This window comes from Bacillus sp. FSL M7-1345 (assembly GCF_038006985.1).
In the GTDB taxonomy this organism is placed as follows: Bacteria; Bacillota; Bacilli; order Bacillales; family Bacillaceae_G; genus Bacillus_A; species Bacillus_A cereus_U.
Map to the genome: position 1 here is coordinate 3551512 of NZ_JBBOWG010000001.1, position 14774 is coordinate 3566285.

Genomic DNA, 14774 nt, shown 5'->3' on the forward strand with positions numbered 1-14774 from the left:
ATATGCTTGTACTTATTTAATTAGAACTTCTTCCCTATTACCATTATGGCTTTTCTGCTTCTTGCTGCGGCTCAAGTGGTGGTACGAGTGTTACACCTAATTCCGTACCAGGTTGCAACACTGTTCCTTCTGCCACACTTTGTTCCGTTACATACCCTGTACCAGAAGGTTTTAAGTTAAGCTTTAATGTTTTTGCTAAATTCATAACATCACGCAGTGCCCACCCCTGTATATTTGGCATTGTAGGTTTATCTCCTACTAAGAAGACTCGATCACCCTTTAATGTTTGTTCAGTTGCTTTTGGCACTTGCTGCTGCACTTTACCTTCACCTAATACGATTGGACGAAGTTTTGCTTTATCAATTGTTTTTTTCGCTTCTTCCATCGTTTTTCCAGTTACATCTGGAACGACAGTTTGTTGTTCTTTCACATATTTTTTCGGGTCTTTTACTTCATTTGGCTTAATCTTTAAATACTCTAAACTATTTTTCGTTACATATTTAAAGATATCAGCTAAAGGTTTAGCCCCGTTTTCATCATCTTTTAATTTTGGTTGTTTAACGGCCACATACACAACAAGTTGCGGATCGTCCATCGGTGCCATACCTAAGAATGAGAATATATAATTCTCTCTTCCCGTCATATAGCCACCTTTCCCGTCAGGAATTTGTGCTGTACCTGTTTTACCACCGACTGAGTACCCATCAATTTTATATGCAGTCCCTGTTCCTTTCGGTGATGTAACAACACGTTCTAGTAATTGCCTTACTTGCGCTGCTGTCTCTTTGGAAACAGGTTTTCCTACTTCTTCTGGTTTATGCTCTAGCTGTACTTTACCTGTTATTGGATCCACAATTTTATCAATTGTATAAGGTTTCATCATTTTCCCATCATTTGCAATCGCTGTTGCAGCTTGTACAAGTTGAATTGGTGTAACTGTAGAACCTTGTCCAAATGCTGTTGTTACTTGTTGTATTTGTTGATCAAATAAAATTGTATTTGACCCTTCACCAGGTAAATCAATGTTTGTTTTTTCATCTAATCCAAAATTATGAATATATTTTCGGAAACGATCTGGACCAAGTTTTTGATCACCTAAAATTGCAAACGCTACGTTTGAAGAGCGCTCTACCCCTTCATCAAAAGTAATAGAACCCCATCCAGCGCCGCCGTTATGATCTTTTATTTTGCGATTACCAACTTGATATGTACCAGACTGATAAAAGTCTTGTCCATTGTATACACCTTCATTAATGGCCGCTGCTAATGTGAAAATCTTCATTGTTGATCCCGGTTCAAATGCATTTGCAATTGCGTCGTTGAAGAAATATTTAATTTGACGATCATTAGGGTCATAACTAGGTTTACTAGACATCGCTAATATTTTTCCCGTCTTTGGATCCGCTACAATTCCAATTAAATTTTCTGGCTCATAATGTTTACTTGCTTCTTTCATTGCGTCTTCTAAATAACTTTGAATACGTTGGTCAAGCGTTAAATACACATTATCTCCATTTTTAGGCGCCTTTACATTCACCTTTCCACCGTCAAGAGATACACCTTTACGGTCCCCTGTATAAGCTACCTCACCATTAGAAGCACCTAAATACTTATCTAAACTCTTTTCTAAGCCAAATTGACCTACTGCGATTCCATTCTCATCAGGGCTGGCATGCCCTATGACGTAAGATGCGAAATCACCGTTTGGATACACTCTCGCATTTTCGGTGATAAAAGAGATTCCTGGCAATTTCAATGCTTCTATTTGTTCTTTCTTTTCTTTCGTCAAGTCCTTACCTAATGTTCCAAATTCCACTTGACTTCTGCCTTCTTTAGTTAAAGTAGCTAAAATTTTATCTTCATCTTTTCCGAGTACTCCTGCGATTTTTTTTGCAGTATCCTCTTTATCCTTAACGGCATTGGCTCCTTTTAACTCGGCTACAAGTTTATAAGAATTTGCGTCTTGCGCTAGTACATGGCCATTTTGATCATAAATTGTTCCTCGATTCGCTTCGAGAACTCCTTTTTTACTATGTTTCTGTTCAGCAAGTTTTTTCAAATCATGATTATCCACTGTTCCTGTTGCTTGTATGTAAAAAAATCGGGCTAATAATAGAAAAAAGAGCAGGAGGAAAAATATCATAAAATAACCTGCTCCCTTATTGGTATGAAATTTGGTCATATTTTTATTCATCTTTTCTTCACACCTATTTGCCTTACTTTAGGCCTTTCACATTATTCGCATTAATTTCTAGCCCGTGTTTTTTTGCAACTTCAGCGATACGCTCATAACGACTTAACTTCTCTACTTCAGCCTGCAATTCTTGATTTTCCTTTTGTTTTTTCACAATTTCTTCTTCTATCGTCGCTGCTTCTACATTAACTTGATATAGACCCGCTTTATTCCCAATAAAAGCTACACAGGCATATAATAAAAATCCAATAAACGTTACGTACAATAGCTTTTCAATTCTTGTAATTTTCGTTTTAACTTTTGGTTTAACCATCTGCTGTGGCGGCGTTTGAATTTGTACCTCTTCTTGCGCCTGTTGTTTATACTTTACAGCTAAATTAGTCATACCTCTCTCTCCTTTTTATCGTTTTTCAGCGATTCTCAACTTCGCAGAACGCGCTCGATTATTTTCTTCTAATTCAATGTCAGAAGGTAAAATCGGTTTCCTTGTAATAAGCTTTAATTTCGGCTTAAATTCATCCGGAATAATCGGTAGTCCCTGTGGTAATTGCGGTGTTGTGCTATTTCGCTTAAACGTCGTTTTACAAATACGATCTTCTAAAGAATGGAATGTTATAACACTAACTCTTCCACCAGGCTTGACCATATCAATTGCAGATTCCAACGCTTCTTCAAATACTTTTAATTCATCATTTACAGCGATACGAATCGCTTGGAATACTCGCTTCGCAGGATGTCCACCTGTTCTACGTGCCGGAGCTGGAATACCTTCTTTAATTAATTCCACTAATTCTCCTGTCGTTTCAATAGCCTTATTCTCGCGATACGCTTCAATTTTCCTTACTATTTGCTTTGAAAATTTTTCTTCGCCGTATTGGAAGAAAATTCTTACGAGTTGTTCATATGACCAGCTGTTCACAACATCATATGCTGTTAATGGGGCATCTTGATCCATCCGCATATCTAACGGTGCATCATGATGATAACTAAAGCCACGCTCTGGTGTATCTAATTGTGGGGATGAAACACCTAAATCGAATAAAATCCCGTCTACTTCTGTGATACCTAATTCATGTAGTTTTTCAGATAAATAACGGAAGTTGCTCTTCACTGTTACAAATTGTTCACCATAAGAAGAAAATTTTTCCTTCGCATTTTGAATCGCTATTTCATCTTGATCAAATGCTATTAATTTTCCACCATCTGTTAGCTGAGATAATAAATAAGAACTATGTCCTCCTCCACCCAGTGTACAATCTACATATGTACCACTCGGTTTTATATCTAAGCCATCTACTGTTTCTTTCAAAAGTACTGTTACGTGTTTGAACATTGCTGCACCTACTCTTTTTCCAATTAATTATGTTAAATACATTTCTCACTCTACAAACACAATTTACTACTAGAGGATGAAATGCTACTAAAGAACGACTCATTTAACTTCCAACAAGGTAGTACGCTATACAAATCGCTATTTTATTTTATTATATACTAAATTTTATCATTTTTTGCGGGAATTTAAACAAAAACCTGTCGAAAAAGATAATAATCCGTTTACATTTTGTGCTATTTTGTCATATATATATACCTGATACATAGCGATTCATTACAATAACATAAGATGAATAATTCAGAAATATTTCACTTCACAGTTAATTCAACAGAATAAAAATAAAATCCTGCTCAAAAGAGCAAGATTCTATAGTTTTATTACATGATGTTTTCCGTCCCACGAAAAAGATTGTTCCATTACCCGGTCAACAAAATCAAGGCCGAACTGATTTAAATAATAACACACATTCCACACACGTTCTTGCGGTGCTCCTAATGGACGAAGCGCAAATTGTAAACGGCGGAATTTATTCAGTTGAACCTCATGTTTCTTCTCAACATTTCTTTTCAACATTCTTTCTAACAGTTCAATTTGCTCATTAATTTTCAGTTCATTTTTCCCTGCAAACTCATTTAACCCTGGATCTATTTTTTTCACGAATTGTTGTAATGATGTATGGATATCCATTATTTCTTTTTTCGCTTCTATAAATCGCTCGTCTATCGGTTCCTCTATTTGATTAGAAAGCCAATTGTCACGTAGATTATCTATATCATTTAGAAATGGATCAATTTCTCGCAAATCTAAATCATATAAATCTGTCGCTATATCTCGCTCCATATAAGTAATTGTAAGGCGCGGAACAACAGGTGGCATTTGGAAACCGGCCGTATGAAACACTTGTTGCAATTCACTCCAATAAGCTAACTCCCCTGGACCGCCAATAAACGCTAACGTAGGAAACACATATTCTTGCATAAGAGGGCGCGTTACAACATTATTACTAAAACGTTCTGGACTTCTTTCCATCTCTTCCATCAATTCTTCATACGAAAATGAATGCACTCCATCTTTTCCAATAAACTTCCCTTGATTCTCTTCAAGCAATACTCGCTCATTATCAATTTCCATAAATATATGCACTGCATTTGTCTTCGTTTCAATAATCGGTTTAAATCCTAATTCCTTAATTACTTCCTGTTGATTATGAAGTGCTACTTGAATTTCTTTATATTTACTTATAATTTGTTGTAAAAACGGCACTTCTAATTTTCTTAATGCAGGATGATGTGAATCTACAAGAATTAAACCAGAATTTGCGAACATTTTCGTAATAAGGCGTGCAAAGAAATCTACATATGTATGCGATTTACCTAAAGCATCATCAACAAATTGTAATACATCCTTTGTAAAATTCGTTTCCGGATATGTTTTAAAAATCTCTTCGACCCATTTTCTACAGTCTTCAATAGAAAGTTCAGACTCAGAAGCACTCGCCTTTTTCGGATAACGTTCATGAAAAATGGTCTTTTTTATTTTTTTATTTTTCGTTACAAATGTATGATTAATTTCATCCATATCATGGTCTTCACCAGCAATCCAAAAGACAGGAACAACCCGAACCCCTAAACTCTCTTCTTTTTCTTTTGCAAGCTGTAAAATTGAAATGATCTTATGCACTGTATAAAGCGGACCAGTTAATAACCCAGCTTGTTGTCCAGCTATAACTACATATGTATTTTCATCTTCAAGCGCTTTTATATTTTGAATTGTAAATTCTCCCGCTTGCAATTGTGTATTATATTCTAATAAATGCGTTACTAAATCTTGACGGAAGAACTCTCTCTCTCGCAAATCATGTAAACGCTGTTTAAAAGCATCCTCTGTTAACAGATAATCAAAACATGACTGTATCTCTTTTTTAACGTTCATATAGTCCGCTACAACACCTTGTAGTGGAACAGAGATCTCTTTTATCTCCATATAATTCTCCCTTTCGTATCCTGTTCTCTCACCAACCCACATTGTAGTCAATGTTTCACGTAAAAGCAAAGAAAAACACTTATAATTCCATTCCTTTTATTGCATTGAACAAAAATCGAAGTGTCGGAACAGATTGTTGTTGTTCCTTAGCTTCTTCTAATACATATCCAACAATCGCATTAACTTCTGTTTGTCTATTCCCTCTTACGTCCGCTAACATAGATGAAGTATTATGAGATGTTTTTTCACATACTTGGCATACCATTTGCCATAGCATTTCCCTATCTTCTTCTTTAACAAGAAATGCAACTTCCTGAAATACTTGCTCCATCATTTGATAAAAAAACGGGTTTGAAATTAACTCCCCGTTCTCAACCCGCAATAATGCCGTCAATGGATTAATACATACATTGACTACTAATTTATTACGCATAATCCCCTTCCAATCATCTTCTATCTGAATCGGAAAATAATCAAAAGGAAAACAATTAAATACCTTTTTAAAACAACTAGATTGACCACGCACTACACCAAACTTTGTAACACCTATTCCAGTATGACGAACTGTATGTCCATCCTCTTTTTTTGCACCATGCTCCACAATCCCGACTGCTATACGTTCATTTCCTATTTTTTGCATAACGTGAAGATGCGACATTCCATTTTGCAAAAAGATTAATGACGATTCTCCCTGCACAAAAGGTAATATATCAGTTACATGATATTGCTTTACAGCAATAAATGTATAATCTAACTGTTTATCCAGCATACTTTCTATCGGTAAAATAGATGGAAATACTGTTTCACGTTCTCCATTCCTAATACAACTTACACCCGTTAAGTTTAATTCTTCTGCTTGCTTAGCGTTTCTTGTAAACAACGTAACATCTTGATTGCTTTTTTGTAAATAAAATGTATATAGGAGACCAATAGCTCCCGGTCCAACAATTCCAATTTTCATCTTCACACAAAGAACTCATATTAACAAGTGATATAAGTTCCCTTGCCCTCCCCCCTTTACATCTTATTAAATTACAATTACATAGTTAAGGATTCAATTATCTTGTAACAAATGCAACCCCTTCTTTCACTATGTATATACTACCTATATACATAGTTCTATTCTTAGTTTAGCAAATCCTCAAAAAAATAATGAAAGAAATATTCTATCTTCTTCATAAAAATTAAAAAATGAGTTATAATATTATTATAAATATTTTAACTTTTCTGCATTCAACAAGATAAGAAAAGGATGTGATGTAATGGGATTCCCAAAAGTTGAACGCTTGCTCATCAATTATAAAACATTAGATGCATTTAAAAAATTTAAAGGGTGCGGAGCTCAAGAACTATCCATGTTGGAAGAATTACAAGCAAACATTATTGAAAATGATAGTGAGTCTCCATTTTATGGTATTTATTATGGAGGATCGCTAATCGCACGTATGAGTCTATACATGAAAAGGAACGGTGGAGAACCATTTGAAATTACAGGTACTTACCTAGAACTTTATAAACTCGAAGTGTTGCCGACTTTTCAAAAACAAGGATTCGGACAAATGCTTGTTAATTATGCGCAACAACTACAATTCCCAATTAAAACGATAGCACGTATCCAGTCAGCTGGTTTTTGGGATAAATTAAGTTTCCAGCCAGTATCAGTAACTAATGGTGATTTTTATATTTGGCAACCAGAAACAAATTCGAATGCGATTACAAACGAAGAATCTGCATGAGAAATAAAAAAAACAGCTGTTACGCAGCTGTTTTTATTTCTTTAATTTTTCTAATTCTCCATTCGAGCGAGCGCCATTTCTTTCTGCTACCATTACACTTCTTTTTTGATCAATATAATCAAGTAATGTTCTATATTCTTCCTCATATACTGATAATCGCTCCAGAAGACGTTCTTTCTCTGTTTGTAACGATTCAATTTGTTGTTGTAACATCATTAAAGAGCTTTCATCTTTATAATTTCGCAAGAATTCAATAACATCATTCAATGTAATAGATTTTGGCTCTAATACCGTTGTCTCTTTCACTTCATAATTTTCTACCTTACGAAGTTGCTTTGCTTCTTCAATACGTTCTTTATACTGCTTTCTAACGTAAGAATTCCACCTAAATCCACAAGCTGCAGGTGTACGAGACAAATGCCTCCCCACTTCTTTAAAAGCGGAAAGTTGCGTTCCACCTTCACGAATATGCCGGAGTACTACTTCTGCCAGAAGCAAATCTTCATCATCAGTCCAAGCATCTTGTCTTGTTGTCGCCATCTCTCTAGTCCTCCCTATGCATTTTTTATTAAGCATATGCAGTTACTAGAAAAGATAGAATACAACAAATAAAGAATAAGACAAAAAAAATAAACGTAGAAGATATCTTCTACGTTTATTTTTCGCAATTACTTGCTGATTACTTCTTTACCTTTGTAAGTACCGCATGCTTTACATACACGGTGAGCTAATTTCGCTTCACCACAGCTTGGGCACTCTACCATACCAGGTACTGATAATTTGAAATGCGTACGACGCTTTCTTTTTACTGTTTTAGAAGTTCTTCTAAAAGGTACAGCCATTCTTCCCACCTCCTTAAAAGAAATAATTATTTTCATATGAAGGCCTAAACCAGTCTTCCGATTATTTGTCAAAAAACTTTGCAAGTCCTGCTAATCTTGGATCAACAGTCTTTTCTTTGTTTTCTTCCGAAATCACTTGCCAGTCTTGACCTTGCATCGGTGCTCCACCAGAAACATCATCACTGAAAATTTGCATTGGAATCTCCAAAAGTATATTTTCCTTGATTACGGGCAGTAAGTCAAGTACTTCTCCTTCTAAACAATGAATTTCAGCTTCTGTTTCAAATTCTTCTTCTGAAGTTTGGAACACCTCAGTTGTTTTAATGTCAAATGGTAATGTCACATCTACTAAAGAGCGAGAACATGGTAAAACCATGCTTCCAGTTATATGTAGATGAAACGTAAACTTACCGGAGCCAAAATCAACTCTTCCTGTTACATGAACAGGATTAATTTCACGAATATCTTTCTCGACCTCTTTTAGCTCACTTACATCTACCATTTCATTTAATGTCAATCCTTTATTTCTCAATTTATTCAATTGATGGATGGACCATTTCATATCATATCACCTCAAGGCAACAAACAAAATTATAGCTAGCCATTTTATATTTGTCAATGTTTTTTCTTTACACTATAATGAAGTCATCATAGGAAATAATATATACATTATCACGTTTTCCAAAAAGATGCTACATCGAAAGGAGAGATTACCATAAAATCCAGTGGTATTGTTGTTGAATATAACCCTTTTCATAACGGTCATGCTTATCATGTGCAAGAAACAAAAAAGTTAACACAGTCTGATATTATTATCGCCGTTATGAGTGGTCCTTTTTTGCAGCGTGGTGAGCCCGCACTCATCTCCAAATGGTATCGTACTAAAATGGCCTTAACAAACGGCGTAGACCTTGTTGTAGAGCTTCCTTATGCATTCGCAACACAAAAGGCCGAAACTTTCGCAAATGGCGCAATTTCGATTTTAAACGCCCTTGGTGTTTCTGAAATTTGTTTTGGTAGTGAAGATGGACAAACTGAAAATTTCTACACTACCATCGCTATACAAAAAAATGAAGAAAAGACTTTTAATCGTCTTGTGAAGCAATTTATGAATGCAGGTAATAGTTATGCAAAAGCTACATCTGAAGCCTTTCTACACATCTTACCACCCGAAAAAAACGTAGATATGTCACAACCAAATAACATTTTAGGCTTACAGTACATTAAAGCCATTCTCTTACAAAATAGTTCCATGCAAGCACAAACTATAAAAAGATTCGCCTCTCATTATCATGATGAAACATTTCACGATCAACATATTGCAAGTGCAACAAGTATTCGCAAACAGCTATTTATTGAAAACAGTTCCTCTACAACTATTGAGCCTTTTATCCCGAAAATGACTGCTTCTCTTTTAGAAAACTACAAGCAAAACTACGGGACGTTACATAACTGGGAAAAATACTTTTCATTTTTTAAATACAAACTTATGACGATGTCTTCTCGAGACTTACAACATATATATGAAATGGAAGAAGGTTTAGAGCATCGTATTTTATCAAAAATACAAAACAGTTCATCTTTCTATTCATTCATGGAAGCATTAAAAACAAAACGTTATACATGGACTAGATTACAAAGAGCTTGTACACATATTTTAACAAATACAACGAAGGAAGAAATACACAAAGCAAATATAGCGCAACATGCGCCGTATATCCGTCTTCTCGGAATGTCACAAAAGGGACAAACTTATCTTTCTAAAAATAAGAAAAAAATAGAACTTCCAATCCTTACTCATACAAAAACTTTTGAACATCCGACTTTAGACATAGAACGAAAATCAAATGCTGTATATTTCTCCATAATGCAAGAACCTTTGCGGACACAACTACTAAAACAAGACGCAACGCATCATCCAATTCGTTATGATGAAATAATGAAAAAATTCCTATAAGAAAAACCTCTCTTCTTCAGAGAGGTTTACTTTATTTCACCCATTTTTTCCAAATACGTTAATGCATCATCCAGTGTATCCACCGGTACAATTTTCATCTTTGTTTTAATATCTTTCGCAGCTTCAAGAGCATCTTTATAATTCGATTTCTCTACACCTTTTTCATTTGGCGCAAAAAACACTTCAGCTCCTGCATCACTAGCAGCTACTACTTTTTGCTGAATACCACCAATTGGACCAATTTCCCCTTTATCATTGATTGTACCTGTTCCAGCTATTTCATGTCCGTTTGTTAAATCTTCTTCAACGAGCTGATTATAAATTTCTAGTGTAAACATTAACCCTGCTGATGGCCCCCCTATTTCATGGGAATCAATTTTCACTTTCGGATCTACTACTAACTCTCTTTCCGTAACGATAGAGACCCCTATACCGACACGTCCATTCCCATTAGGGATTGTCTTTACATTTAAATTTTCTTTAAACTGTTTTCCGCCCCGCTTGTATTCAATATTTACTGTATCCCCTTCTTTTTTCCCTGTCATATACTCAATAAATTGTTCCGTCTTGTCGAATATTTTTCCATCGACAGCTACTATAACATCTCCAAGCTTAAGCTTTCCTTCTGACGGCATACCCTTTGCTACACCAGCCACTAGTACACCTTTATTTTCAAAAGAAACAGAGCGATTTGCACGTTTATATGCATTATAAATTGCAGCGTTTTGTGAATCTTTCATCGCATAATCTTGACGAAATTGATATTCTTCATCACTCTCACCTTTTTGCAATATTTCTTCCGCCTTCGAAATGTGTGTATATTTATTAAATTGCGCGGCTATTAAGTTCACAACATTTGCAGGCCCCATTGAGACAGTGACAAGCATAAAATCACCAGACTCTTTAGTACCACCGTCAACTTGCACGTACGGCGCTAATTTTGCGGCCATACCTGGTTTTGTCACAAAGTATGGCAAACGCACATAAACAAGTAGCATCGCCAATATAACCCCTATTAAAATTGCATATATAAACCGAAAACGCTTAAACATTATGTTTCTCCTTCCACTGCTCAATTAGTAAATAAATGTTTGAAATGTGTTTTTCTGCTTCCACTTCTCCGACCCGAATGATGTCTTCAATATGTGTAAAAGCACGCGAACTAAATTGTTCTACTGCTGGCCGCATCATTAAATCTGATGCTATTTGCCGATTCATCACAAGTTCATGTTGCATAATTTCAATACTTTGCATAATTACATCATAAATCGATGTAACCTCTCCATTCACCTTAATTGGAGATACATCTACAGCAATAACAATATCAGCCCCTAAATCTTTTACAACCGATACGGGAATACGGTCAATTACCCCTCCATCCACTAATAAGCGGCCATCTATTTTCTCTGGAACAAACACCCCTGGCACAGATATACTAGCTCGAACCGCCTCCGCAATCGGACCGCTTGTAAAAACAACTTTTTCCCCCTTCAAAATGTCAGTAGCCACAACAGCCGTCGGGATATCTAACTCTTCTAAATTTTTATTATATGTAAACATTTTAATCATATCTTTAATACGTTTTCCAGCAATAAATCCCATTTTAGGAACTGTAAAATCCAAATAATATTTCCTTTTAAAAACAGCTGCCAATTTATACAATCTTTCAACGTCACAACTCGCTGCATAGAATGTACCAATTAACGCTCCTATACTACTACCTGCTATCATATGAATAGGGATACCAGCTTCCCTTAATACTTTTATTACCCCTATGTGAGCAAAACCTTTTGCACCTCCGGATCCAAGCGCTAAACCGATTTTTGGTTCCTTCATTTTTCTCACCCTTTAATTTTTTTCATTCCTTTTTCATACTTATGGTCTAAATTCACCACATATCCACGTATACTGAAATGAACGTTTTTGGGACAAAGGGGGATTTTCTTACATGTACGAAAAATGGAAAACTGCTTTTCTTACCATATCAATGTTATTTTTAACCTTTTCTCTTGTACTTCACCCCCAAGCTGCTTTGCAAGCTTCCATTCGCGGGTTAAATATATGGTGGGAAGTTGTATTCCCTTCACTACTACCGTTTTTCATCATTGCGGAACTTCTAATCAGTATTGGTATTGTAAAATTTATCGGTGTTATATTAGAACCACTAATGCGTCCACTGTTTCGTGTTCCAGGGGTAGGTGGGTTTGTTTGGGCAATGGGAATGGCTTCAGGATTCCCCGCTGGCGCCAAATTAAGCGCTAGACTACGCAAGAGCAATCAACTAACACAAATCGAAGCGGAACGACTCGTATCTTTCACAAATTCTTCTAATCCACTTTTTATTTTCGGAGCAGTTTCTATTGGTTTTTTCAATAATCCGAAATTAGGGCTCGTATTAGCAGCAGCACATTATATAAGTAACTTTATCGTCGGATTACTTATGCGCTTTTATGGTAATAACGATACTTACATAAAAGACAAACATACGAATCAAAAGCGTGCCTTTCAAAACCCTTTTTCCATCCTCCACCAAACACGTATGCAAGAAAAAAGACCGATTGGAAAACTACTCGGTGACGCTATCGTTTCTTCTATTCAAACATTGCTCATGATTGGTGGGTTTATTATTTTATTCTCTGTTTTAAATAAAATGATTACTGTTTTCGAAATTACAGAAGCGCTTTCTTTTATTATGCAACATATTTTATCATTCTTCCAACTTACATCCCAATTTAGTATTCCGATATTATCCGGTATTTTTGAAATGACGCTTGGAAGCCAAATGATTAGTCAAATTAATGAATCAACACTTCTTCAACAAGCGATGGTAACAAGCTTCATTTTAGCATTTAGCGGCCTTTCTATTCAGGCACAAGTAGCAAGCATATTAGCGGAGACAGATATCCGCTTTAAACCATATTTTTTAGCTCGAATTATCCAAAGTATTCTCGCTCCTATTTTCACTTTTATATTTTGGGGGCCATTTTATGAAAAGGTTCATTCTTTCTCGCCTACGCAAGAAGATCTTCCCGTATTTTTATTGAATCATTCTTACACACTAACTGATATTTGGACATCATTTATACACTACGGACCAATCTTCACCTTATTTTGTTTATATTTATATGTTATCTTATTGTTTTTACGCATTCATAAAGAAAAACCCCGTTCACTTTAACGGGGTTTGAAACTTTTCTTTTAAAGCACGCTCTACAATCGGAGGAACAAGGTCTACTACACTTCCCCCATATCTCGCAACTTCTTTCACAATACTTGAACTTAAAAATGAATATTGATTATTTGTCATAATGAAGAAGGTTTCGATATTTTCGTCTAATTTTCGATTCATTGAAGTAATTTGCATCTCATATTCAAAATCAGAAACCGCTCGCAAACCACGTAATATTGCATTTGCATTACGCATTTTTGCATATTCCACCAATAATCCACTATGTGAATCAACTTTTACATTCGGTATATCCTTTGTCGCCTCTCGAATTAACTCTAGGCGTTCTTCTACCGAAAAGAATGGTTTTTTTGATGAATTGTTTAAAACAACTACATATACTTCATCAAATACTTTTGCTCCCCTTTTAATAATATCCAAATGTCCAAGGGTAATTGGATCAAAACTCCCTGAAGAAATAGCTATACTTGTCATTCTGTCCCCTCACCTTCATACTTATAAATCGAAATTGCTGTAATCCCGTAGTTTTCTGCCCGTACTTTTACAAGTTCTCCTATGGAATCAGGTAAAACCACGTCATCCCCATGCTCTGCCATAATGATGCCATCTTTATTTAACAATCCATGTTGATCGATCACACTAATTAAAGACACAATTTTTCGACCTTTATATGGAGGGTCTATTAGTATAAGATCGAATGATATTTCACGCTTTATAAGCGCCTTTACCGCCCGTTCCGCATCATTTCGATACACTTCAGCTTGTTCTTGTATTCTACAGCTTTCTAAATTTTGATGAATGACTTTTATCGCTTTACTATCTCGGTCAACAAAAATCGCTTTATCAATCCCTCTACTTATGGCCTCAATTCCAAGACCACCACTACCACCAAATAAGTCAAGAGCGATACCACCATCATAATAAGGACCTATCATATTAAAAATAGATTCTTTCACTTTATCTGTCGTTGGACGTGTTGTATTACCAGGTACCGCTTTAAGTGGGTGCCCTTTACATTTTCCTGAAACTACTCTCATCTGTTGTCACTACCTTTATTTCAATCTATCGAGCGATTACAGTAAATCCATCTCAAGTCAGTAACCGCTACCAAACCATACAATTCTTCACTAATTCGTTACTTAACCTATAGAGAACTTTAGTTAAAATAACCGTTCGCTATTTCTTGCATATTCATCTCACTATTTGCGAACAAAAACCCTTTATGTACATCAGTTCCACTTTACCTTTTTTATCCTATCATAAAATAAAAAAAAGAAAAATAAAAAGCCTAACATAAATTTTAATTTCATTATGTATATCTTCATTCAGATTGGACATAAATAAATATAACAACATCATCGATGTTGTTGCCAACCGCGGAGAAGACTTACGTTTCCCCATAAGTTCTTCCTCCGGTTTCTCCTCTCCCTTTGCCTTCTTACTAGTAGTACATACTAGTATTAGAAGGGCCCTGCTTTGCAGGGTTTTTTTATTTGTCTACTTTTCATTTAAAAAGTGAGATGGTACAGTAAAAGAAAGAGG

15 protein-coding genes are annotated in these 14774 nt (G+C 35.5%); 3 read left to right on the forward strand and 12 right to left on the reverse strand.

Annotated elements, in window-relative coordinates:
• Positions 1-43: 43 nt before the first annotated feature.
• The 5 genes from MHB76_RS18395 to panE form a co-directional block, all read right to left on the reverse strand.
• Positions 44-2194: a penicillin-binding protein gene (locus tag MHB76_RS18395; protein WP_439823120.1), complete on the reverse strand. Its 2151-nt coding sequence runs from the start codon at positions 2192-2194 to the stop codon at positions 44-46.
• Between the two features lie 22 nt (positions 2195-2216).
• A complete protein-coding gene (gene ftsL / locus MHB76_RS18400; protein WP_016106033.1) occupies positions 2217-2579 on the reverse strand; it encodes a cell division protein FtsL in 363 nt (120 codons plus the stop codon).
• 15 nt (positions 2580-2594) lie between these two features.
• Positions 2595-3527: a 16S rRNA (cytosine(1402)-N(4))-methyltransferase RsmH gene (gene rsmH / locus MHB76_RS18405; RefSeq protein ID WP_078172911.1), complete on the reverse strand. Its 933-nt coding sequence runs from the start codon at positions 3525-3527 to the stop codon at positions 2595-2597.
• A 366-nt stretch (positions 3528-3893) separates the two neighbouring features.
• Positions 3894-5510 (reverse strand): bacillithiol biosynthesis cysteine-adding enzyme BshC, encoded by a 1617-nt coding sequence (bshC, locus tag MHB76_RS18410; RefSeq protein ID WP_002160697.1) that lies wholly within the window; start codon positions 5508-5510, stop codon positions 3894-3896.
• 79 nt (positions 5511-5589) lie between these two features.
• Entirely contained in the window at positions 5590-6477 is an 888-nt protein-coding gene (gene panE / locus MHB76_RS18415; RefSeq protein WP_078172910.1) for a 2-dehydropantoate 2-reductase, read from the reverse strand.
• Positions 6478-6772: 295 nt separating this feature from the next.
• Between panE and MHB76_RS18420 the strand changes: the two genes are divergently transcribed.
• The gene (locus MHB76_RS18420; protein ID WP_002160696.1) at positions 6773-7246 is read left to right on the forward strand and encodes an N-acetyltransferase; all 474 of its coding nucleotides are present in this window, start codon (positions 6773-6775) and stop codon (positions 7244-7246) included.
• A 33-nt stretch (positions 7247-7279) separates the two neighbouring features.
• Here MHB76_RS18420 and MHB76_RS18425 read toward each other — a convergent pair whose 3' ends face one another.
• From MHB76_RS18425 to MHB76_RS18435, 3 genes are all read right to left on the reverse strand, one after another.
• The gene (locus MHB76_RS18425) at positions 7280-7786 is read right to left on the reverse strand and encodes an RsfA family transcriptional regulator (RefSeq protein ID WP_002160695.1); all 507 of its coding nucleotides are present in this window, start codon (positions 7784-7786) and stop codon (positions 7280-7282) included.
• A 128-nt stretch (positions 7787-7914) separates the two neighbouring features.
• Entirely contained in the window at positions 7915-8088 is a 174-nt protein-coding gene (gene rpmF / locus MHB76_RS18430) for a 50S ribosomal protein L32 (RefSeq protein WP_001984764.1), read from the reverse strand.
• A gap of 61 nt (positions 8089-8149) precedes the next feature.
• A complete protein-coding gene (locus tag MHB76_RS18435; RefSeq protein WP_000872151.1) occupies positions 8150-8650 on the reverse strand; it encodes a YceD family protein in 501 nt (166 codons plus the stop codon).
• Between the two features lie 153 nt (positions 8651-8803).
• Between MHB76_RS18435 and MHB76_RS18440 the strand changes: the two genes are divergently transcribed.
• Entirely contained in the window at positions 8804-10045 is a 1242-nt protein-coding gene (locus tag MHB76_RS18440; RefSeq protein WP_165497476.1) for a nucleotidyltransferase, read from the forward strand.
• Between the two features lie 26 nt (positions 10046-10071).
• On the opposite strand, the gene MHB76_RS18445 is transcribed toward MHB76_RS18440, so the two are convergent.
• Both MHB76_RS18445 and MHB76_RS18450 read right to left on the reverse strand, forming a co-directional pair.
• Positions 10072-11097 (reverse strand): SepM family pheromone-processing serine protease, encoded by a 1026-nt coding sequence (locus MHB76_RS18445; protein WP_002160693.1) that lies wholly within the window; start codon positions 11095-11097, stop codon positions 10072-10074.
• Positions 11090-11881 carry a patatin-like phospholipase family protein gene (locus MHB76_RS18450; protein ID WP_002160692.1) on the reverse strand — a complete coding sequence of 264 codons (792 nt, stop codon included), beginning with the start codon at positions 11879-11881 and terminating at the stop codon, positions 11090-11092. Before MHB76_RS18450 ends, MHB76_RS18445 begins: the two co-directional genes overlap by 8 nt.
• Before the next feature lie 112 nt (positions 11882-11993).
• On the opposite strand from MHB76_RS18450, the gene ylbJ reads away from it, so the two are divergent.
• Positions 11994-13223: a sporulation integral membrane protein YlbJ gene (gene ylbJ, locus MHB76_RS18455; protein WP_016106037.1), complete on the forward strand. Its 1230-nt coding sequence runs from the start codon at positions 11994-11996 to the stop codon at positions 13221-13223.
• On the opposite strand, the gene coaD is transcribed toward ylbJ, so the two are convergent.
• On the reverse strand, positions 13215-13706 hold the full coding sequence (gene coaD, locus MHB76_RS18460) for a pantetheine-phosphate adenylyltransferase (protein WP_000200601.1): 492 nt from the start codon (positions 13704-13706) through the stop codon (positions 13215-13217). The genes ylbJ and coaD overlap by 9 nt on opposite strands.
• Positions 13703-14269 (reverse strand): 16S rRNA (guanine(966)-N(2))-methyltransferase RsmD, encoded by a 567-nt coding sequence (gene rsmD, locus MHB76_RS18465; protein ID WP_340987337.1) that lies wholly within the window; start codon positions 14267-14269, stop codon positions 13703-13705. The genes coaD and rsmD overlap by 4 nt, the downstream gene beginning before the upstream one ends.
• Between the last annotated feature and the right edge of the window lie 505 nt (positions 14270-14774).